This window comes from Saccharomonospora sp. CUA-673 (assembly GCF_001942305.1).
GTDB lineage: Bacteria > Actinomycetota > Actinomycetes > Mycobacteriales > Pseudonocardiaceae > Prauserella.
In genome coordinates, this window is the sequence record NZ_MKKE01000007.1 from 94,795 (window position 1) to 116,319 (window position 21,525).

General features: G+C 70.3%; 17 protein-coding genes and 3 pseudogenes. 14 read left to right on the forward strand and 6 right to left on the reverse strand.

Translation table 11 applies throughout. From position 1 onward, the window contains the following. Nucleotides 1–3 precede the first annotated feature (3 nt). Both BJF85_RS04530 and BJF85_RS04535 read right to left on the reverse strand, forming a co-directional pair. Nucleotides 4–765: a DUF4253 domain-containing protein gene (locus tag BJF85_RS04530; protein ID WP_075845892.1), complete on the reverse strand. Its 762-nt coding sequence runs from the start codon at nucleotides 763–765 to the stop codon at nucleotides 4–6. 64 nt (nucleotides 766–829) lie between these two features. Then, on the reverse strand, nucleotides 830–2,506 hold the full coding sequence (locus tag BJF85_RS04535) for a DNA repair helicase XPB (protein WP_139320457.1): 1,677 nt from the start codon (nucleotides 2,504–2,506) through the stop codon (nucleotides 830–832). 190 nt (nucleotides 2,507–2,696) lie between these two features. Between BJF85_RS04535 and BJF85_RS04540 the strand changes: the two genes are divergently transcribed. Further along, nucleotides 2,697–5,900: a nitrate- and nitrite sensing domain-containing protein gene (locus tag BJF85_RS04540; protein ID WP_075845893.1), complete on the forward strand. Its 3,204-nt coding sequence runs from the start codon at nucleotides 2,697–2,699 to the stop codon at nucleotides 5,898–5,900. Between the two features lie 40 nt (nucleotides 5,901–5,940). Here the strand turns inward: BJF85_RS04540 and BJF85_RS04545 are convergent, their stop codons facing one another. From BJF85_RS04545 to BJF85_RS04560, 4 genes are all read right to left on the reverse strand, one after another. Then, a complete protein-coding gene (locus BJF85_RS04545) occupies nucleotides 5,941–6,780 on the reverse strand; it encodes an ABC transporter ATP-binding protein (RefSeq protein WP_083665913.1) in 840 nt (279 codons plus the stop codon). A gap of 30 nt (nucleotides 6,781–6,810) precedes the next feature. Beyond that, nucleotides 6,811–7,578 carry an ABC transporter permease gene (locus BJF85_RS04550; protein ID WP_075845916.1) on the reverse strand — a complete coding sequence of 256 codons (768 nt, stop codon included), beginning with the start codon at nucleotides 7,576–7,578 and terminating at the stop codon, nucleotides 6,811–6,813. A gap of 95 nt (nucleotides 7,579–7,673) precedes the next feature. Continuing rightward, entirely contained in the window at nucleotides 7,674–8,357 is a 684-nt protein-coding gene (locus tag BJF85_RS04555; protein ID WP_369822074.1) for an ABC transporter permease, read from the reverse strand. Nucleotides 8,358–8,458: 101 nt separating this feature from the next. Next, the gene (locus tag BJF85_RS04560; protein ID WP_075845894.1) at nucleotides 8,459–9,487 is read right to left on the reverse strand and encodes an ABC transporter substrate-binding protein; all 1,029 of its coding nucleotides are present in this window, start codon (nucleotides 9,485–9,487) and stop codon (nucleotides 8,459–8,461) included. An 858-nt stretch (nucleotides 9,488–10,345) separates the two neighbouring features. On the opposite strand from BJF85_RS04560, the pseudogene BJF85_RS31080 reads away from it, so the two are divergent. The 13 genes and pseudogenes from BJF85_RS31080 to BJF85_RS04630 form a co-directional block, all read left to right on the forward strand. Beyond that, nucleotides 10,346–11,080, forward strand: a pseudogene (locus BJF85_RS31080) (nitrate- and nitrite sensing domain-containing protein); the annotation flags it as partial. A 698-nt stretch (nucleotides 11,081–11,778) separates the two neighbouring features. After that, nucleotides 11,779–13,488 carry an ATP-binding protein gene (locus BJF85_RS29610; RefSeq protein ID WP_075845896.1) on the forward strand — a complete coding sequence of 570 codons (1,710 nt, stop codon included), beginning with the start codon at nucleotides 11,779–11,781 and terminating at the stop codon, nucleotides 13,486–13,488. A gap of 3 nt (nucleotides 13,489–13,491) precedes the next feature. Next, nucleotides 13,492–13,950: a roadblock/LC7 domain-containing protein gene (locus BJF85_RS04575; RefSeq protein ID WP_075845897.1), complete on the forward strand. Its 459-nt coding sequence runs from the start codon at nucleotides 13,492–13,494 to the stop codon at nucleotides 13,948–13,950. A 160-nt stretch (nucleotides 13,951–14,110) separates the two neighbouring features. Further along, nucleotides 14,111–14,991: pseudogene (locus BJF85_RS27085) on the forward strand (DUF742 domain-containing protein). Further along, nucleotides 14,972–15,580, forward strand: a complete 609-nt coding sequence (locus BJF85_RS04590; protein WP_075845899.1) for an ATP/GTP-binding protein — start codon at nucleotides 14,972–14,974, stop codon at nucleotides 15,578–15,580. The pseudogene BJF85_RS27085 and the gene BJF85_RS04590 overlap by 20 nt, the downstream one beginning before the upstream one ends. Nucleotides 15,581–15,701: 121 nt before the next feature. Next, nucleotides 15,702–16,169, forward strand: coding sequence for a roadblock/LC7 domain-containing protein (locus BJF85_RS04595; protein WP_075845900.1), 468 nt, complete (start codon nucleotides 15,702–15,704; stop codon nucleotides 16,167–16,169). Then, entirely contained in the window at nucleotides 16,162–16,872 is a 711-nt protein-coding gene (locus BJF85_RS04600; protein ID WP_075845917.1) for a DUF742 domain-containing protein, read from the forward strand. Before BJF85_RS04595 ends, BJF85_RS04600 begins: the two co-directional genes overlap by 8 nt. Before the next feature lie 35 nt (nucleotides 16,873–16,907). Beyond that, complete coding sequence (locus tag BJF85_RS04605; protein WP_075845901.1) at nucleotides 16,908–17,555, forward strand: DUF3558 domain-containing protein; 648 nt, start codon at nucleotides 16,908–16,910, stop codon at nucleotides 17,553–17,555. Nucleotides 17,556–17,687: 132 nt separating this feature from the next. Then, nucleotides 17,688–18,125 carry a hypothetical protein gene (locus BJF85_RS04610; protein WP_075845902.1) on the forward strand — a complete coding sequence of 146 codons (438 nt, stop codon included), beginning with the start codon at nucleotides 17,688–17,690 and terminating at the stop codon, nucleotides 18,123–18,125. A gap of 23 nt (nucleotides 18,126–18,148) precedes the next feature. Next, nucleotides 18,149–18,754 carry a DUF3558 domain-containing protein gene (locus tag BJF85_RS04615; RefSeq protein ID WP_222844436.1) on the forward strand — a complete coding sequence of 202 codons (606 nt, stop codon included), beginning with the start codon at nucleotides 18,149–18,151 and terminating at the stop codon, nucleotides 18,752–18,754. A 15-nt stretch (nucleotides 18,755–18,769) separates the two neighbouring features. Next, nucleotides 18,770–20,212: a hypothetical protein gene (locus BJF85_RS30875; protein ID WP_075845904.1), complete on the forward strand. Its 1,443-nt coding sequence runs from the start codon at nucleotides 18,770–18,772 to the stop codon at nucleotides 20,210–20,212. Between the two features lie 6 nt (nucleotides 20,213–20,218). After that, nucleotides 20,219–20,947, forward strand: coding sequence for an ESX secretion-associated protein EspG (locus BJF85_RS04625; protein WP_075845905.1), 729 nt, complete (start codon nucleotides 20,219–20,221; stop codon nucleotides 20,945–20,947). Between the two features lie 184 nt (nucleotides 20,948–21,131). Beyond that, nucleotides 21,132–21,525 (forward strand): annotated as a pseudogene (locus BJF85_RS04630) (transposase); the annotation flags it as partial.

A 21,525-nucleotide genomic window follows, 5' to 3' on the forward strand; every position in this document is an offset into this window, starting at 1 on the left:
ACGTCACTGCCATCGGAACGTCCACATCCGCGCACCGACGAGGTCGGCGCCGACGTCGGCCAGCGTTCCCGCCTGCGTGGTGAAGTCCTCGAGGCAGAACGCCCGGTGCTCGGCGGCCAGGAGCTCGGCGCGCCTGCGGGACTTGGGCGGGGCGGCGACGGACAGGCTCAGCGCGTCGAAGCCGAGGCTGAGCAGCACCGCGCCGAAGCGGTCCTCCCAGCTGCGCAGCACCGCCGACACGAGTTCGGCGCGACCGGACATGGGCAGCATGCCCTGCCAGCCGAGCGCCGCCGGCACGTCGGCGGGGCGGTCGACCTCGACGATGCCCAGGCGATTGCGCCCGTTCGCGACGAGCTGGGAACCCGTGTTGCCCGCCTCGGCGAGCGGGTCCGACTTCACCGGCGACTTGCGGGCCAGGCCAGGGAACTCGGCGCCGAACGGGGTCAGACAGGTGCCGTCGCAGCACGGGCCGAGCCACCAGGACTCGAGCACGTCGGCCGCGTCGTAGGCAGCGACGTCGCCGACGGTGGGGCGGTCCCACGGGCGGTCGTCGATCCAGTCCTGTCCCGCGGCGGTAAACCGCGGGTCGTGCGGGATGAGGATCGGCCACCGTCCGGTGCGGGGGAAGGCCGCGACGCAGGCCAGGTACAGGGACGGGTCGGTCAGGGGACCGTTCGACACCCACATCCCGTGGTGCATGCGGCCGGGCGGGAGGGTGAGCGAGGTCGACGTGGACGGCTGGGGTGCAGTGGTCGGTGTGTTCATGGGTCGAACGCTAGTTCGACCCTCCGACAGTTTCCCGGCCCTCGACAGGCGGCCGTCCACAACGTCACTCGAACGGGTGGTCGAGCGGGCGAGCTTCAGAGGGGGCGGAGGAGGTCGTCGCGTCGATGATGCGGTAGGCGTAGCCCTGTTCGGCGAGGAAGCGCTGGCGGTGGGCGGCGTAGTCGGTGTCGACGGTGTCGCGGGAGACCACCGAGTAGAAGTGGGCCTGGCGGCCGTCCTCCTTCGGACGCAGGAGGCGGCCGAGGCGCTGGGCCTCCTCCTGGCGGGAGCCGAACGTACCCGACACCTGGATCGCCACGGACGCCTCGGGCAGGTCGATCGAGAAGTTCGCGACCTTCGACACGACCAGTTTGTCGATCTCCCCGCGGCGGAACCGGTCGAACAGCGCCTCCCGTTCGCGGTTCTTCGTCGAACCCTGGATGACGGGCGCGTCGAGTGCCTCGCCGAGCTCCTCGAGCTGGTCGAGATAGGCGCCGATGACGAGCGTCGGCTGGCCTTCGTGCTGCTTGACGATGTTGTTGATCACCGCGGTCTTCGTGTGCGCGGTCGCGGCGAGCCGGTAGCGCTCCTCGGCGTCGGCCGTGGCGTAGGCGAGCCGTTCGCCCTCGGTGAGGGTCACGCGCACCTCGATGCAGTCGGCGGGCGCGATCCAGCCCTGGGCCTCGATGTCGCGCCACGGCACGTCGAACCGCTTCGGCCCGATCAGGGAGAACACGTCGCCCTCGCGGCCGTCCTCGCGCACGAGCGTCGCCGTGAGCCCGAGCCGGCGCCGCGACTGCAGGTCGGCGGTCATCCGGAACACGGGCGCGGGCAGCAGGTGCACCTCGTCGTAGATCACCAGGCCCCAGTCGCGCGAGTCGAACAGGTCGAGGTGCTTGTACTCGCCCTTCGACTTGCGTGTCACCACCTGGTACGTGGCGATCGTGACCGGCCGGATCTCCTTCTTCTCGCCGGAGTACTCGCCGATCTCGTCCTCGGTCAGCGACGTGCGCGCGACGAGCTCGCGCTTCCACTGCCGGCCCGCGACGGTGTTGGTGACCAGGATCAGCGTCGTGGCCTGGGCCTGCGCCATCGCCGCGGCGCCCACGAGCGTCTTGCCCGCGCCGCACGGCAGGACGACCACACCGGAGCCGCCCGCCCAGAACGACTCGGACGCCTGCCGTTGGTACTCGCGCAGCGACCAGTCCTGCTCGTCGAGGGCCATCGGGTGCGCCTCGCCGTCGACGTAACCCGCGAGGTCCTCGGCCGGCCAGCCGACCTTCAGCAGCGCCTGCTTGAGCCGACCCCGTTCGGACGGGTGCACCGCGACGGTGTCCTCGTCGACGGTCGCGCCGAGCATCGGCTTGATCTTCTTGTTGCGCTGCACCTCGGCCAGCACCGCCCGGTCGGTGGTCGTCATGACCAGGCCGTGGGCGGGATGGTTGTGGATCTGCAGCCGGCCGAAACGGCCCATCGTGTCGACGATGTCGATCAGCAGCGGCTGTGGGACCGGGAACCGGGAGTACGTCGTGAGCGCGTCCACGACCTGTTCGGCGTCGTGTCCGGCCGCGCGTGCGTTCCACAGCGCGAGCGGCGTGACCCGGTAGGTGTGCACGTGCTCGGGGGCGCGTTCCAGCTCGGCGAACGGTGCGATCGCGATCCGGGCGTCGTCGGCTCGGTCGTGGTCGACCTCGAGCAGGACGGTCTTGTCGGACTGGACGATCAGGGGGCCATCACTCACGCCCTCCTTTATACGTTCCCCCTCCGACAGGTTGCGCCGTCCGGTGAGAGGGTGGCGGACATACTGGAGCTTGACCGGCCGGCGCAATACCATCGCCCGGCGTAATGTGCGCCACCGGACGGTGTGGATCTTGGTCCCCCGGTCGTGGCTACCATCCGAGTGTCTTTCGCGTTGACATGAAGGAAGTCAGTTGCCCCGTCGCAGCCAGGCCCCCCGGGATGAGGCGGCGGACATCGAGCGGTCCGGCGGACGCTGGCGACTGCGCAACTGGCGGCTGAGGACCCGGCTGCTGGTCGCCCTGCTGGTGCCCGTGGTCGCGATGCTCGCGTTCGCCGGCTTCCGCGTCGAGGCCAACCTCTCGAGCGCCCGCGAGTACGCCAGGGCCGCCGAGCGCGTCCAGGTCGACGACCGGGTGGCCGCCACGGTGCACGAGCTGCAGCGTGAACGCGACCTCACGGTGCGGTACGTCGCGGGCGGCAGGCAGGGGCCCGCCGAGGACGTCATGGGCCAACGCCAGGCCGTCGACGACGCGCGCGGCGCCTTCAACAGGGCGTTCACCGCCGCGCGCTCCGAGCTGTCGCCGGAGGCGGTCGCGTCGTTCCGGCAGTGGGACCAGCGGTTCGGCGACCTCACCGACGCCCGGTACGCCGGGGAGCACACACAGCAGCCGACGGGGCAGATCCTCGCGGCGTACGACGAGCTGATCGCGGGCCTGCTGGACATCGGCGACCAGGCGGCCGTCGACACCGCCGACCGCGAACTCGCGCGCACGTACCTGGCCGCCGGTGCGGTCGCGCGCGTGAAGGACGCCCTGTCGATCCGCAGGGCCCTCGTTGCCGAGGCGCTCGCCGCGCCGGGGCCGAACGAGGAGCGCACGCGGGCGATCGCCGGGGTCGACGTGCAGGTCGACGACTCGCGCCGCGAGTACGCCAAGTTCGCCACCGAGGGGCAGCGGCGGCTGCTCGAGGACACCCTCGCCCCGCGGGTCGAGGAGACGAACCCGACGGCGAGCGCCGTGCTCGACGGCAACCAGGGCGCCGATCCGCAGGCGTGGGACGAGCAGGCGACCGGCGCCGTCGACGCCGCGAAGGACGTCGAGGACTCCCTCCGCGGCGAGATCGGCGAGCGGTCGGAGGAGCTGGCCTCCTCGACGCGCACGCACGCCCTCATCGACGGCGCCGTGATCCTCGGCGTGCTGCTGCTCGCCGGACTGTTGGCCGCGGCCATCGCGCGTTCGCTCGTGCGGCCGTTGCGGACCCTGCGCACCAGCGCTCTCGACGTCGCCCACTACCGGCTGCCCGAGGCGGTCAAGGGCATCCTGGCCGACCCGGATCCGAAGCCGGAGGACACGCACCGCCGTTCGATCGAGCCCGTGCCGGTGTACAGCAGGGAGGAGCTCGGCCAGGTCGCGCGCGCCTTCGACGCCGTGCACGGCCAGGCGGTGCGGCTGGCAGGCGAACAGGCCATGCTGCGGGAGAACGTCAACTCGATGTTCGTGAACCTGTCGCGGCGCAGCCAGGACCTCGTCGAGCGCCAGCTCACCGTGCTCGACCGGATGGAGGAGCACGAACAGGACCCCGACGTGCTGGGCGGGCTGTTCGAACTCGACCACCTGGCCACCCGCATGCGGCGCAACAGCGAGAACCTGCTCGTGCTCGCCGGGCAGGACGTCGGACGTCCGCTGCCGGGCGCCGTGGCCGCCGAGGAGATCGTCGGAGCGGCCCTGTCGGAGGTCGAGCACTACCAGCGCATCAACGTCGCCGCGACGCCGCAGATCGGGGTGCGCGGCGACATCGTCGGCGACCTCGTGCACGTGATCTCGGAGCTGTTCGAGAACGCCACCGACTACTCGCCCGCGGACGCCCCCGTGTCGGTCGTCAGCGCCGTCACCCAGGACGGCGAGTGGCGCATCGACATCACCGACCGCGGCGCCGGCATGCCCGAGACCGAGATCCGCAGGGCCAACGCGCGCCTGGCCGAGGTGCCCGACGTCGACGTCGAGGTCTCGCGCCGGATGGGCCTGTACGTGGTCGCGCGGCTGGCCCGCCAGCACGACATCCGGGTGTGGCTGTCGTCGGCCGAACTGGTGGGGCTGACCGCGACCGTCGTCGTGCCCGCCGCGTTGATCGCCCGCGCCGACGAGCTGTCGAGCGAGTCGCCGGTGGCGCTCGAGGACGCCGGTGACCAGCGGCAACAGGCGCAGCCGGTGGTGTTCGGCCCGGCGGAGGTCGCCCGCGCGCGGACCGCGCTGCCGTCGGAACCCGAGCAGTCCGAACCCCTCGCCCCCGCCGACGAGCCCGAACCGTCGGAGCCGTTGCCCGGGCCCGTCCGGGCGCAGCCGGCACCCGCACCCGCACCGGAGCCCGAACCGGAACCGGCGCCGATTCGCGCGGAGCCGGAATCCGAGCCGGAACCCGAGCACGAGCACGAGCACGAACCGATGTTGTCCGAGGTCGAGGAGACACCCATGGGGCCGCCGGTCCGCACCGAATCGGACGAGCGGGCGACCGAGGAGATCCCGCTGCCGACGCGGCGTCCGCCGCGGTTGCGCCCCGCCCTGCCGCAACAGGACGAGCCGCGGACCGAGGAACTGCCGCGCATCGTCGGCGCCCAGCACGAGCTGCCTCCCGAACCGGAGCCCGCGGACCCCGAACCGGAGCCCGAACCGGAACCCGTGGTCGACGACGCCGCACCGGCCGAGCAGCGGCCGTCCGGCGGCGTGCGACTCGACCTCGAACCCGTGCGCCCGCGCCCGACCCGCGAGCCGGAACCGGACCCGGCCGAGCAGACCGACGTCTCCGGGTGGGGGCCGGGCCCCACCTGGCCGATGCGCGACGACGACGAACGTTCCCGCTCGGCGGCGCCGCCACCGCCGGCGACACCGTCGGCCCCGCCACCGCCGGCAGCGACACCGCCCCAGGCTCCGCCGCCCGCCACTCGACCGCAGCAGCCCGTCGCCCAGGCACACCAGCAGCGGCCGGAGCCCGGACACGAACCCGACCACGGCGTGGACCGGGACGGCGAGGTCGACGCGGAGGCGCCGACGCGCCGCACCGAGGCGTACGAGGAACTCGTCAGCCGCTGGTTCGACCCCGACACGAACGGACGCGGCGACCCCGGTGGACGCAACGATTCGAGCGGACGCACCGATATGGGCGCATGGAACGGCACGCCCCAGCCCGCACCCGCGAACGGCGCCGCACCCCCGAACAGCGCGTCCGCGAACACCCCGCCCCCGAACAGCGCCGCACCGGCGGACAGCGCCCCGGACGGGGCGGGGCGCGGCGGTCCGAACGGGGACCCGACGTCGATCGACCGCTCACCGGAGGCCATCCGCCGGCGGATGGCGGGCCTGCAGCAGGGAACGCACGAGGGCAGGCACGCCCGCCGGTGACGTGAGCACCCGCCGGCAGGGACCACCCGCCCGCCGGCGATCACCGGTCGGCGGTCGTCAACTCCGATTCGACCGACACGGCCAGGCCCGACGTGGGCGTGGTGCGCTGCACCTGCGGGCTCTGCAGCAGGCGGGCGACCTCGCCGCGCAGGGCGACGAACCGCTCCGACTCGCGCGTGGTGATCTGATCACGGTCGGCGGGCAGGTCGATCGTCAGGTCGGCGACGATCGACGCGGGCGACTTGGACAGCACCAGCACGCGGTCGGCGAGGTAGACGCTCTCGTCGATGTCGTGGGTGACCAGCAGGATCGTGCTGCCGAGGTCGCGCTGCACGGTACGGGTGAGGTCCTCGAGCTCGCCGCGGGTCTGTGCGTCGACGGACGCGAACGGCTCGTCCATCAGCAGCAGCGACGGCCTGCCCACGAGCGCCCGCGCGATCGACACGCGCTGCTGCATACCGCCCGAGAGCTGCCACGGGTACTTCTTGCCGACGCCGGACAGGCCGACGGCCTCGAGCACCTCGGCGCTGCGCCGGGCGCGCTGCGCCCGCGACACGTTCTGCCAGCGCAGCGGGAACTCGACGTTCTTGGCGACGGTCAGCCAGGGGAACAGCGACCGGCTGTAGTCCTGGAACACGACGGCGAGGTCGTCGGGCACGCCGTCGACCTCGCCGCCGTGCAGGCGGACCGAACCGCCGGAGGCGGGGATGAGGCCCGAGATGCACCGCAGCAGGGTCGACTTGCCGCAGCCGGACGGGCCGACGATGCACGCCAGCTGACCGGCCTCGATGGAGAACGTCAGGTTCTGCACGGCGACGTGCGCGTGCTCGCCCTTGCCGTACTGGTGGGTGAGCCCGGAAACGTCGAGCATGGTCGACACGGTCAGCCTCCTACAGGATGTGTCGATCGGTCAGACATCGTCGCCGCGGCCGGGTTGCCAGCCGAGGACCAGGCGCTCGACTGCGAGCAGCGCCGTGTTGAGCGTGTAGCCGATGGCGCCGAGCATCAACACCCAGGCCCACATCAGGGGGTAGTCGGAGCCCAGTTGGGCCGTCAACAGCTCCCGGCCGATGCCGCTGCTGCTGACCATCTCGGCGACGACCATCAGCAGGATCGCGATGGACAGGCTCAGCCGCAGGCCCGCGAAGACCTTCGGCATGGCCGCGGGCAACACGATCATGCCGATCCAGTAGCGGCGCGGGGTGCCGAGCGAGCGGGCCGTGTCGATCTTCACCGAGTCGACCGAGCGCACCCCGTCGACGGTGTTGAGCACGATCGGCCACAGCGTCGAGAACACGATCGCCGCGACCCGCATGTCCGTGCCGAGGCCGAACAGGATGAGGAACACCGGCATCAACGTCACCGGCGGGATGGACCGGAAGAACGAGATCAGCGCCCCGAAGTAGTCCATCGCCCACGGCGAGCGGCCCAGCGCGGTGCCGATGATCACGCCGGCCAGCGCGGCCAGCAGCCACGCGCCCAGCGCCAGCCCGAGGCTCGGCACGAGCACGCCGAACACGGCCTCGCCGAGGAACAGGTGCGACGCGGGACCCGAGAACAGCACCTCGGTGGCGGCCGCGTCGAGGATCTCGGTCATCCGCGGGAAGTAGAAGCTGTCGGCGGCGAGCGCGATCAACTCCCACGCGACGAGCGCGGTGAGGAACACCAGCCACGTCATCAGCGACGAGCCGAGGAACGACCGTGCCCGGTCCTTGAGACCGCGCGAGCCGTCCGAGCTCCCTGCGACGGCTGCGGTGCGGGTCTGCACGGCCATCACGCGGCCCTCTCCTCTGCCTCGGCCCAGCGGAACAGGCGTTTGCCGGACGCCTCGAGCGCGGCGTTGATGCCCCACCCGGCGAGCCCGGCGAGCACGGTGCCCGCCATGACCTGGTCGAGATGTCCGCCGCTCTGGCCCATCATCAGGATGAACCGGCCGAGCCCGATCTCCGAGCCCGCGATGTACTCGACGCTGATCACGGCGATCAACGCGATCGAGGCGGACACGCGGATGCCGGTGAAGATGAACGGCGCGGCGTGGGGCAGCGCGACCCAGGTCAGCATCTGCCTGCGGTTCGTGCCCGACGCGCGGGCCGAGTCGAGCAGGACGCGGTCGATCTCGCCGAACGCGTAGACGGTGTTGAACAGGATCGGCCACACCGCCGCGTACACGGCGAGGGTGATCTTGGCGTCCGGTCCGCTGCCGATCGTCACCATGACCAGCGGGATCAGGGCGACCGCGGGGATCGGACGGAGGAACTCGATGAGTGCCCGGCTCGCCGACTGCAGCATCGGGACGTTGCCGAGCACGAGTCCGAGCGGCACGCCGATGGCGACGGCCACGCCGAGCGCCAGCAACCAGGCCAGCAGCGTCGCGATCACGTCACGCAGGAAGCCCTCGTCGCCGAGGAGCATGCCCAGCGCGAGCACGACGTCGCTGGCAGGGGGGATCCGGCGCACCGGCAGCAGGTCGCCTGCACGACGATCTCCCAGACGAGGAAGAAGGCGAGCAGGCCGACCAGGCTTTTTGCAAATTTGCTCACGGCGGTACCCGAACTCCGTTACTTGGAGTCGGTGGCGTCATCCGCGCGCTCCGGCGGGATGATCATGTCGTTCACGTCGATCGGGTCGTCGATGGCGCCGCGCTCGAGCATCAGGTCGGGCACGCGCTGGATGCGCTCCGGCTCGAGGCTGCTCTCGAAGGTCAGCAGCGTCGTCATCGGCGCCAGTTCCTCGGGGATCTTGGCGTGCTCGACCAGCAGCGGGTCGATGACCTCGGTGCGGTCGGCGGTCTCGGCCTCGTCGCTGGCCTTGGCGATCGCGCGCTGGAAGGCGGCGACCGTCTTCGGGTTCTCCTCGGCGAACTCGGCGCTCGTGCCGTAGCCGGCCATCGGCAGGTCCTTGAGCGGGCCCGTCATCGGGTCCCAGCGCGCCTCGGCGCCGAAGTCCTGCTGGTTCATGGCGATGAACGGGTCGGGCATGAAGGCCGCGTCCAGGTCACCACGCTCCAGCATGGCGCCCATGTCGCCGAAGCCGATGGCCTGCCAGTCGACCTTCTCGAGGTCGACGTCGTTGGCGTGCGCCCATGCCTTGGTGAGGATGTCGGCGAGAGTGTTCGGCGGCGTCACGCCGACCGTCTTGCCCTCGAGGTCCTTCGGGTCCTCGAGCGGCGAGTTCTTCGGGACCATGATCGCGTTGGACTTCGGCGCCGCCGACGAGGCGTCGGCGATAAGCTTGATGTCCTGCGCGCCCGCGTCCTGCTCGGAGAAGAAGCCCGTGTAACCCGAGTAGATGATCTCGGACTCGCCGCTGTTGAGCCTGGCGAAGCCCTTGTCGGCGCTGTCCACGAGGACCGGGTTCACCTTGAGTCCCTCGTCGGCGAAGTAGCCCTTCTCATTGGCCAGGTGGAAGGCCGCGAGGTCGATCGTGCCCTGGATGGACACGTTGATCTCGGCCTGCTCGACCTGCTCGTTGCCGGTGTCTTCGTCGTCGGAGCCGCCGAGGAGGCCGCAGCCACTGATCGATGCGAAGACGGCGAGGCCGGCGGCAACTGCGGTCAGGCGCCGGCCGCGGCGTAATGATGGGCGCAAGGCAACTCCTCGTGGGACTTCAGCGTATGCGTGATGGGTGGGTGTCGGCCGTGGCAGGTGGCAACGTCACTGGTCCGGACCTGACACGCCACCGGGTGGCGGTCCCACTGTATTAACCGCGCAAAGCGATCACAACGGGTACTCACTACCAAAGGATGCGTGGTGGAACTCACCCTCCCGGCAGTCAGATGGATTATGAAACACTACGGACGGTATCGCCGCTACTCGAGCTTGACGAGCTAAAAGTGAACGCTCAGTAACCTGTGGGTTGGTTTCGCCCCCTTCTGACCTAAGAGGGTTACGTCTTCACATGACGTTCGCTACTCTCTGCCTCTGTCGACTCGAGGTGCGGGGAGGAGTGGTCGCTGAACCGAGTGGCTCAGCCCATGTCGAGGGCCGACTCCCGCGACGTGGGTGATGTCCGGCCATGTCCGTTGTGTCCCGGCGGTTGCCGCCGAGGCGGGCCGGAGGCGAACTCGGTCGGTGAGGTGTGCCACTCGGCGCGCGGTGCCGGAGGCAGTCGACGTTCGACCGCCACCGGTGTCGTTGGTGGTCCGACCTCGGGGTCGGTGGAACAGGTCCCGGTCGGGACGGCAAATCGGTAGGAGTCGCAGGGCTCGAACTTTTGGGAGTGTGCTCGTAGTGCGCGACGAGAAGGCGGAGGAAGGGCAGGTCGGCGGCGACGGCCCCCAAGGCCTGGCCGCCGAGGCGGCGTCCTCCCCGTCGGCCCGCGAAGGGGCCACAGGCGGTGACTCCGGCAGCGGCTCCGGCGGCCTGCGGAACTGGCGGATCCGGTCGAAGCTCGCCCTGATCATCATCATTCCGACCATCACCGCGCTGGTTCTCGGCGGTCTGCGCATGTGGGAGTCCCTCGACCGCGCCGACCAGCTCGCGCAGACGGCCGACCAGGTTCAGCTCGCCGACCAGATCAGCAACGTCGCCCACCATCTGCAGTCCGAACGGGAACTGGCCGTGCTCAAGCTCGGCGCGCCCGCCGACGGGAGCCGCGGCCCCGTCTTCGACGCCCAGGTGGAGCAGACCGACCGCGCCGTCGACCGGCTCAACACCATGGCCTCCGACCTCACCGTCGACGACCCCGAGATGCAGGCCCGCTACCAGGCCGGCGTCTCCCGGCTCGCGGCGCTCAGCTCGATGCGCACCGCGGTCTCCGACAACCAGATGACCCCGCGGACGCTGCTCGACCAGTACTCGCTGCTCATCACCATGCTGGTGCAGCTCGACCGCGAGGTCACGACCGCCATCTCCGACCAGGAGCTGCTCAGGGACAGCAACGCGATCCACGCGCTGTCCGAGAGCAAGGAGTACATCTCCCTCGAAGGCGCGATCGTCGCGCTCGCCGCCCAGTCGAACGAGTTCCCGCAGTACCTGCTCGACGACGCCCGCAACGCCATGGCCAGCGGCGAGTCCGCGCTGGACGACTTCAACGCCTTCGCCTCGCTGGAGCAGCGGCAGTTCTACACCGACACCGTCGCGGGCGTGGAGCTCGACCGGTGGCAGACCCAGCGTGACCTCGCGTACGCGCGCGTCCAGCACGACGCCCCGCCGCAGCTGAACGAGGAGTCGTTCACCAACGACATCGCCGCCTCTCGCGACATGTACCGCCAGGCGGAATCGGGCCTGCTCGACCGGCTGGAGGCCGAATCGGCCGGTCTCGCCGACGACGCGACGTTCGCCGCCTGGCGCGACGCCGCCATCGTCGCCGCGGCCCTCATCGCCGCGCTGGCCCTGATGCTGCTGGTCTCCCGCACGCTGCTCGCGCCGCTGCGCACGCTGCGGGAGAACGCGCTCGAGGTGGCCTACGTCCGGCTGCCGGAGACGGTGCGCCGCATCCTGGCCGACCCGGACCCGATGGAGGCCTCGCGCAAGGCCATCACCCCGGTGCCGGTGAACACCAAGGAGGAGATCGGCGAGGTCGCCCGGTCGTTCGACGTGGTGCACGAACGCGCCGTCCGCATGGCCGCCGAACAGGCGCTGCTGCGCGAGAACGTCAACGGCATCTTCGTCAACCTCTCGCGGCGCAGCCAGCGGCTGGTGGAACGCCAGCTGTCGGTCATCGACAGCCTCGAGTCCGACGAGCAGGACCCCGACCAGCTGGCGCATCTGTTCGAGCTCGACCACCTCGCCACGCGACTGCGCCGCAACGGCGAGAGCCTGCTGGTGCTCTCGGGCGCCGGGCTGTCGAAGTCGATGACCAAGCCGGTGCCCGCGGGCGACGTCGTCGGCGCGTCGTCTCGGAGATCGAGCAGTACGCGCGGGTCGAGGTCGGCGGCGTGCCGGACATCGCCGTGCACGGCCGGGCCGTCAACGACCTCGTCCACCTGCTGGCCGAGCTGCTCGACAACGCGACCTACTTCTCCGAGCCCGACACCAGGATCAGCGTGCGCGCCGCCGTGACCCGCAAGCGGTCGCTGGCCATCCAGATCACCGACCGCGGTGTGGGCATGACCGAGCAGCAGCTCGGCGAGGCCAACGAGCGCCTGGCCGACCCGCCGGACCTGGACGTGTCGGTGACCAGGCGGATGGGTCTGTACGTGGTCGCGCGGCTGGCCCAGCGCCACGGCATCGACGTCCGCCTGCGTGAGAACGAGGACATCGAGGGTGGCGTCGTGGCCCGCGTGGTCGTGCCGCGCGAGCTGCTCACCGACGTCCAGACCCCGGGCGACGGCGGCGTGGAGCCCGCCCGGCCCTCGCAGCACAACGGCTCGTACGCCGGCGTGCCCGCCGCGGCCGAACTGCCCATGCGCAGGCTCGACGGCGCCGACGCCGCGGTCGACAGCCCTGCGGACGGCTACGCGCAGCCCGCGGGCGGCGGGCCGAGCGCCGAGGACGCCCGCTGGCCGGGTGCCGAGGACGTCCCGGAGGACGCGTCCGCGCTCGACTACATGGCGGGTTCGTCCGGCCGCGACCAGGCCACGACCGTCATGCCGGCCGCGGGCGGGCAGCCGGGCCAGGACGACGACGGACAGCCCGAGCTGGTGCCGCTCGACCAGCCGATCAGCCTCGACGACCTCGTCGGCGGCGGCAGCAAGGCGGCGGGGCCGTTCGTCAGCCCCGCCCCGGCCGAGGAGCCCGAGCTGCCCAAGCGCACCCCCGGTGCGTCGACCGGGCAGGCCGCGGGATCGTCGACGTCGGCATGGCCGACCCGCTCCGACGTGTCCGAGCCGCCGCAGCCGGTGAACCCGGGCAACGGCACCGGGCCCGGCCACCACGGCGCGGGCGACGGAACGGGGTCCGGCGACAACCCGCTGGCCCTGCCGAACCGTCAGCCCCGCTACGTCGCGCCGGAGACGGCACAGGGAGCACACGGAGCAGGCGCCGGGACCGACACGTCGCAGGGGGCGACCGGCCCGGCCCAGGGTGGGGCACCCACCGGAACCGACGGCGCCGCCCTCGAGGAAGAGGCTCCGACGAAGCGGCTGCCGATCTACCAGTCGGTCCTGTCGCGCTGGTTCAGCGAGGAAGAGGATGCGCCGGAGGCAGGGGCCGGCGACGAGTCCGGCGAGACGGCGGTCGCGACCGCCCGCGCCGGCGCTTCCTCCGGTGGCGCCTCCGCCGGGGGAGTACAGGAGGACTGGCGGAGCGTGTCGGACACCGGTTGGGAAGCAGCACAGTCGCTGCTCGAGCCGAAGGGCGAGGAGATCACGACGGCGGGTCTGCCGAAGCGTGTCCCCAATGCCTACCTCGTGCCGGGCTCGGTCACCGAAGCCGGTGCAGGCGCCGGCGGCGGTGGCGATACCTTCACGGACAGTGGTGCGAGCGCCGCGGACACGTCCGCGCCGCCGACCGCGCCTGCAGCCGTCGAGAAGCCGGCCGTGTCCCGGTCGGCCGAGGCGGCCAGGAACCGCATGGCCGCGTTCCAGCGCGGCTTCACCAGCGGCCGGCACGCATTGCGGGAACAACCGGAAGATGGCACACAACAGGCTGAGTCGGGCGGATCGGCCGACTCGGGCGTCCAAGGCGTTCACGGGGCGAAGGAGTAAGAGTTGACACGCGCTGGTTCGATGCAGCCGGGTACGCCCCGGCCGAGCAATTCCGGCCCGGCCGGGAGCTTCTCCTGGCTCATCACGGACTTCGTGCACCGGGTGCCGGGCGTCGCGCACGCGGTGGTCGTCTCCGCGGACGGCCTGCTGCTCGCCTCGTCGAAGGGGCTGCCCAAGGACCGGGCCGACCAGCTGGCGGCGGTGGCGTCGGGGCTGACGTCGCTGGCCCGCGGTGCGGCGCAGGTCTTCGAGGGCGGGCCGGTGGCCCAGACCGTCGTGGAGATGGGGAACGGGTTCCTGTTCCTCATGTCGGTGTCCGACGGGTCCTGTCTCGCCGTGCTCGGAGCGCCGGACAGTGATATCGGTTTGGTCGTGTACGAAATGACCCTCCTCGTGGACCGAGTCGGCCAGCAGATGACGCCCGAGCTGCGCGCCCAGCTCCAAGGCGCCACGCGCCGGTGAGCTCACCGCTGAGAACGCATGAGACAGAGCCAGTCGATGACGTATCCGCCGACAGTGAGCACACACCGAGGAGACCGCCGTGGATTCCGGGCACTCACCAGGTGATCGTCGGCCGGGCCGGGGTCAAGCCCCCGGCGGGCCGGACGGGCAGGACGACCGCGTGGGCGAACGCGCCGACGAGGCGTGGCGGCCGATCCGTCCCAGCAAACGGGTAGACCGCGGCGGGGACTGGTTGTACCAGTCCGACGAGGCGGGCGACCCGGCTGCGTTCAGCGTGTCCGAGTACCGGGAGCGGCTGCTCGGCGGCCCCGGTTCCGAACTGTACGGCTCGCACGGCGCGGCCGAGCCGAGCGACGCGCCGTACCGCGAATCCCCCGATTTCAGCAGCGGCTACCACGTGCCGTACTCCGAACAGTCGCTGAGCGGCCGGAACGACCTGGCGCGCGACGTGGACGGCTACGACACCGGCGGCCGGTACGACGACCCCTACGACAGCGGCTACCGTGAGCGGCGCAGCGGTTACGACACGGGCGAGTTCCACACCGGAGGCTTCGGGACGGGACAGTTCCGGTCGGTCACCGACACGGGCAGCTTCACGCCCTCGCCGGTGCCGCGGCAGTCGTCGAACGATTCGTACGGTGCCGAGCGGATCAACCTCGGCGGCTCGGGTGCCACGTACGACGAGCGCCCGCGGAGAGCTCGGGGCTCGTGCGGCCCTACTTCCGTACGAAGGGCCGGACCCGGCCGAGCCAGGACCTCGCCATCGAGACGCTGATCTCGACGTCGGAGCGGGGCAGGAGGCTCGACGGCGTCCGCGTCCCCGAGCACAGGTCCATCTGCGGGTTGTGCCTCGACACCCGCTCGGTCGCCGAGGTGGCCGCCCTGCTGAAGATGCCGCTCGGCGTGGTGCGGGTTCTTGTTGGTGACGTAGCCGGTCTCGGGTTGGTGCTGGTGCACTCCCCGAACACGAATGCCATGGTGGGCGACCGGCCCAGTATCGAATTCATGGAAAGGGTTCTCAGTGGCCTTCGGCGAATTTGACTCCGACCCGTCCACGCCTGCCGCTGCGGGACCCACGTCCTCGACGAAGATCGTGGTCGCAGGCGGTTTCGGGGTCGGGAAGACGACGTTGGTCGGAGCGGTGTCGGAGATCGACCCGCTGACGACCGAGGCGTCGATGACCGAGGCGAGCGTCTCGGTCGACGATCTGAGCGCGACGCCGCAGAAGGCGACGACCACGGTCGCGATGGACTTCGGCCGGATCTCCCTCGACTCGGACCTCGTGCTGTACGTGTTCGGCACGCCCGGTCAGCACCGGTTCTGGTTCATGTGGGACGACCTGGCCAAGGGCGCCATCGGCGCGGTCGTGCTGGTCGACACCCGGCGGCTCGCCGACGCGTTCCCCTCCATCGACTTCTTCGAGAACCGCAAGCTGCCTTACATCGTCGCGATCAACTGCTTCGACCGGCTGCTGCACCATTCCATCGAGGACGTCCGGCACGCGCTGACGATCTCGCCGTCCGTGCCGATCATGGCGTGCGACGCGCGGGACAAGGAGTCGGCCAAGCAGGTGCTGATCTCGGTCGTCCAGCACGCGATCGCGCACGACTCCGCCCTGCAGGCCGGCTGAGCGCGCGCGCCCGGTTGCGGCCGGTCGCGTGAACCCGGGCGTGGGAAGGGGTACGAGGTCGAACCGGTGCGGTGCGGCCTAATACTCTGTCCGGTACGTGTGCGCGTGCGAAGGAGGGATCGTGACGGAACCGGGGCAGCAGGGTGACTTCGGCTGGCTGCTCACCGATTTCGTTCGCAGGGTCCGCGGGGCCGCGCACGCGGTGGCCGTGTCCGCCGACGGGTTGGTGCTGTCGGCCTCGGAAGGGTTGCCCCGGGATCGGGCCGAGCAGCTCTCGGCCGTGGCCTCCGGCCTGGTTTCCCTCACCGACGGCGCGGCGCGCTCGTTCAACGGCGGTCACGTGAATCAGACTGTGGTCGAGATGGACCGTGGCTATCTGTTCCTCATGGCCATCGGGGACGGCTCGTGCCTGGCCACGCTCGCGGCTCCGTCGACCGACATCGGCGCCCTGGCCTACGAGATGGCGTTGCTCGTCGACCGCGTCGGCCGCGAGCTGACCCCCGAGCTCCGCAGTGCTCCGGGGTCCAGGGTTCCGGTCCGCAGGGTTCCGATGTCCAGGGTGGTGGTGCGCCGTGACGCCGATGCGTGACTGGGACGCCGCCGACTGGGATGCCGCCGACTGGGACGTCCTGCACGAGGGCGACGAGCGTTCCCACGACGCCCCCGACCGCTTCGACCTGGGCAGCCTGCCGCGCCAACTGCCGCGCGCCGAACCCGCCCCGGTCCCGCCAACCCGGCCCGCCCCGGCGGCACCGCAATTCCCGACACAGGACCAGTTCCCGACGCAGGACCAGTTCCCGACGCAGGACCAGTTCCCGACGCAGGACCAGTTCCCGACGCAGGACCAGTTCCCGACGCACGAGCAGTTCCCGACGCACGAGCCGCCGACGCCGCCGGTGCCCGGGGTCCTGCCGCAGCAACCCCAGGAGCCGCCGCAGCGCCGCCGCACCCATCGCTCGCTCGTGCGCCCGTACGCGCGCACGGGCGGACGGGTGCGACCTGCGACGGATCTGCAGCTCGAATCGCTGGTCTCGACCTACGACGTCGCGGGCGCGACGGCCGCCGGGGCGGTGGCCACCACCGTGCAACGCTTCATCTGCGACCTGTGCGTCGAGATCAAGTCCGTCGCCGAGATCGCGGCGTACGCCCGGCTGCCGCTGGGCGTCGTGAAGGTCATGGTCTCCGACCTCGCCGACGCAGGCGCGCTCACGATCCACCAGCGCCCCGGCATGACGGGCGACCGCTCCCAGGCCTTCATGGAACGCATCCTCGACGGCCTCAAGGCCCTCTGAGCCCGCCGATCCGGCTGTGGGGGAGGCTTGATCCAGTGAAGCAGTCGTTGAAGGCCGTGGCGGTCGGTGCCGTCGGCTTGCTGGTCGTGGGCTGCGGTGGCGAGACCGACGGAGAGGCGGAGCCAGGTCCCGGTCGGCAAGCCTCGCCGCCGACTTCGGCCGACGCACCGTCGTCACCTGCAGCCCAGGACGAGCTGCCACACAGCGGAGCGCCCGCGGTCTCGAATCCGCTGCCGGAATCTGTGCTGTCCGGCGACCCGTGCATTGATCCGCTGACCGACGAGCAAGCCACAGAGTTGCTTGGGGACGGCGTGCAGACCGCGCCCGACAACCTCGACGCGCTCGGACCGGGATGCCGATGGTCGAACCTCGATACGGGCGCGTCCTTCTCCCTGTCCTACGACACCGTTACTCGACAGGGTCTGAGTTCTGCGTATGCCAACGCCCAATCTCAGCGCGCGGTTTTCAACGAGATTGGGCAGATCGAGGGCTTTCCCGCGGTTGAGTACAAGAACGCCGAAGACGACGTCATGTGCACGACTGTCCTGGGCCTTGCCGATGAGTACGGCCTTGTCCTGAGCCTCACGGTCGGAGATCGAGGCGAGGAGCAGGGCGACGACCCGTGCGAGGGCGGTCGGATCGTGATGGGCCAAGTGGTGACCAATTTGAAGGCGAAGGCCTGATCCGAGGGCTGGATCTCGTAGCGGGCCATGCTGCTCCCGGGTTTGCCGTTTTTGCCCGCGGATGGTGGTTGAACCGTTACGCTAGGCTCCGGCACACGTGTGGGCGGAGACTGATCGGGGGAGGTCAGCACCATGACTGAGGCTTCTGGTGGCTTCTTCAACAACTTGACGTTTGCAGTCAAGGGCGAGAAGGGCATCGCGACCGGAGACGGCTGGGTGAAGGGCGTAACGAGCGTCGGGACTGCTGTTGGCGGACGGTTCGAGCTTGATCCGGAGAGCGCCCAGTCGATGGTTGAAACGGCCGACTGGGTGGCCTCGACCATGCGAGACCAGATGATGAAGGCGCGGTCGCTGATTTCGGCGCGGCCGCCGGCCGAGGACCCGGCGAGTCTGAGCTTCCAGAAGGTCGCAGCAGCGTCGTTCACGACGGGGGCTGGGTATGTGGAAGAGTCGTATAACTACCACCGTGAGCTTGCAGAGAAGCTCAAGAAGGCCCTTGACGTCTACAAGGGATCTGACGAACAAGCGGGCCAGGACGTGAATGACTCTGGTGGAGGCGTAATCCGGTGAGGCGGTCGTTGAAGCTCCTGGCCGTGGGTGGCGTTGCCCTGCTGGCCGTCGGTTGTGGCGGGGAGACGGACGGACAGCCCGCTCCGGCACCAGCGTCGCCGGAGACATCGGCCAGTGCGCCGGCGTCGGGTGACGACGGTCTGCCGCACAGCGGGGCGCCCGCGGTGACGAATCCGTTGCCGGAGTCGGTGTTGTCCGGCCATCCCTGTGACGAGGCACTGACGGAGGACCAGGCCAAGGAACTGCTTGGCGACGCAGTGCAGAGCAAACATGAGGATATGCCGGAGATCGGCCCCGGTTGCAATTGGTCGAGCCCGGATAGTGGCGCCGCCTTCCTGCTGAACTACGACACGGCGAGCCACGAAGGGCTCAGTGACAGCTACAAGAACGCTCAGTCGCAGGTGGAGATCTTCAACGAGATCGAGCCAGTAGGGGGATTCCCGGCGATCGAGTACAAGAGATCTCAGGACGACCACACCTGCACCACGATCGTCGGGTTGGCCGATGAGTACGGACTTGTATTGACCCTCACGATCGGGACACAGGGTGAGGAGCAGGGCGACGATCCGTGTGATGGTGGTCGGATCGTGCTGGAAGAGGTCGTCGACAACTTGAAGGCGAAGGCCTGATTCGAGGGGGACGCGATGGGGAGCATGTTCGATGGCGGCAGCCAGGAGCTGAACGCGGCCAAAGCCGAGGCCCTGATGAGGCAGTACATGGCACAGCTCGGGGCGCAGACGATGCCCATGCATGAGCTGGTTCGTCGCGTGCGCGAGGGCAACCCCGGCGAGTGGGACCGGACCGCGAACGAGATGAATGCGGTCGCCCGAATCCACAACGATGCCGCCGAGTCCAGCCGGCAGATGCAGCAGGCCCTGGAAGCGTCCTGGTCCGGTGAAGGCGCGCAGTCGGCGGCGAAGGCGATCAGCGCCGGGCAGAAAGCCAACGAAGCAGCCAGCGAGGTGTACGGGCGGAACGCGGAGCACTTCACCTCGAACGCCGGTTCGTTCGAACGCATCAAGAACTCGCTGCCCGATGTGCCGGCCGAGGTGCCCCAGCCCGGGTTCACGGATGCGATGTGGCCGTGGGAGACCGACGTCGAGGCCCAGCATCGCGAAGCGATGGCCGCGACCGAAGCCGCTCGGGAGATCTACTCGGGCCACGAGAGTGGCGTGCACAAGTCGGCCTACTCGGTGGACGGTGATTTCGGGCAGATCCGCTCCCTCGGTGGTGACTTCGGTGGCATCGAGCGTGGCGGTGGTTCCGGTGACGGTTCCGGGGTGATCAGCATCAACGAGCCCGGTGGCGGCGGTGCGAACGGTGACCCCGGTGGCGGTGGTCCTGTCGGCGGCGGTGGTCCCGTGGGCGGTGGCGGCCCGGTGGGCGGCGGTTCGGTCAACAGCGGCTCCTACCCCGGTGGCCCGTCGACGGGTGCGGGCTGGTCGCCGTCGACCTCGCCGAACGACTCGACCGGCTCCTCGGGCTTCACGTCTCCGCAGACCGGTCAACCGCCGGCGGCCAACTATCCGGGCGGCAACATCCCCGGCGGCGGAGTGAACACCCCGGGCACGAACACGCCGGGCGCACCCGGTTCAAACGCGACTGGTTTCGGTCCGCTCGGTGCGCCTCGCGCTGGTGGCGGCGGGTTCGGTTCGACCGGGTCCCCCACCGGTGGTGGCGCCGGTAGCGGCAGTGGTGCTGTCGGCGGACGGCTGCCCGGCGGTGCAGGTGCCGGTGGTGGCGCCGCGGGCGGTGCCGGCTCTGGTTCTGGTGCGGGTGCCGGTGGGCAGGGCGGTGCGGGTCGGATGACCGGTGCCGGTCCAGGCATGGGCCCGACCGGCGGTGGCGGTGCTGGTGCCGGTGGTGCGGCTGCTGGTGGCGCTGCGGCTGGTGGTCGTGGCGGCATGATGGGCGGCGGCATGATGGGTGGCGGTGCCGGTCGTGGTGGTCAGGGTTCGGAGGACGAGGACCACCAGCGCAAGTACGTCGTGGAGACCGACGAGCACTTCGCCCTGACCGAGGGCGGCGAGGTCCTGCGCGACCCGGTCACCGGCAATGTCGTTGTACCGCCGACGATCGGCGAGTGACGCTGCATGGCCGTACTGACGACACCGGTCACAGTGCCGCGCACGGTGTTGTTGAAAGTGTGGGAACGGGAAGGGCTCGGCGAGCCACCCCCGGTCCTCGGTGCCGACGATGTGTACGTGCCGCTGACCGTCCAGCGCGACTACGACCAGGCCTGCATGCAGGTGCTCGCGGGACTCGGCCTGGCCGAGGGCGAGACGTTGACCCGCGAGTTCCGCGTGGCGCTGCGGGTGATCGCGGCACCGAGTCGGGAGCTGTACTGCTGGAGCGGGAACGGGCGGCGGTTCTCGATGTCCACGGCCGGCGGCGAGGCCGTCGCGATGCAGGTGCAGGGCGACCTGGTGGTCCTCGTCGGGTTCGACGAACGGCACCTGATGCGTGACTTCGTCGCCGAGCTGCCGCAGTACCGCCCCGCGCGGGGGCCGGCGTTGCACGTGACCCGTGCGGAGTTCGAGCAGCGTGACGAGGCACGCGAGTCGATCGCAGTCGGCGGGCAGGACGCGATGACCCAGCTCGCCCGGCTCATGAAGGCCGAGCGGGAGGACTCCCACCAGGTCTACGTCGGGGCGATGAACGGCGACCGCTACCAGCGCAGCAAACCGTTCACCGTGTACGACCTGCGCGACCACGGCCGGGTCGTCACCTTCACCGACGGACGTGGCGACATCCACTGCCTACCTGGCACGACCGACAACCTCGCCAGCAGCTTCGCGGCCACGTGGCAGGCCATGCGGTAACCAGCGTCGGGCTGGCATTAACCGGGTTAACGGCGTTCCGGGCGAAATCGGGCGGTCCGGCCGACTTTCAGTGCCACTTGGTTCCCGTTGGTGACAGTTGTTTGTCTGACCTGATCCCCGGGTGGTGGTCCGGTTGTTGTGAGAGTCCGATGCCCGATGATGGGCGCAGGAGGACTCGACGACGATGAGTGAGCGACGCCGGCGGCACACGCCGGAGCAGATCATCCGCAAGCTGCGTGAAGGTGAGCGCCAGCTCGGCGCGGGAGCCGAACTGGCGGCGGTGTGCAAGCACCTGGAGATCACCGAAGCGACCTGGTACCGGTGGCGCAACCAGTACGGCGGGATGAAGGCCGATGATGCCAAACGGCTCAAGGAACTCGAGCGGGAGAACGCGCGGCTGAAGAAGATGGTCGCCGACCAGGCTCTGGACATCGACATGCTCAAGGATCTGAACCGGGGAAACTGGTGAGCCCCGAACGTCGTCGCCGCGCCGTCGGGGTGCTGCAGCAGCGTTTCGGGGTGTCCCAGCGGCGGGCGTGCCGTGTGGTCGGGCAGCACCGCTCGACCCAGCGCACCCC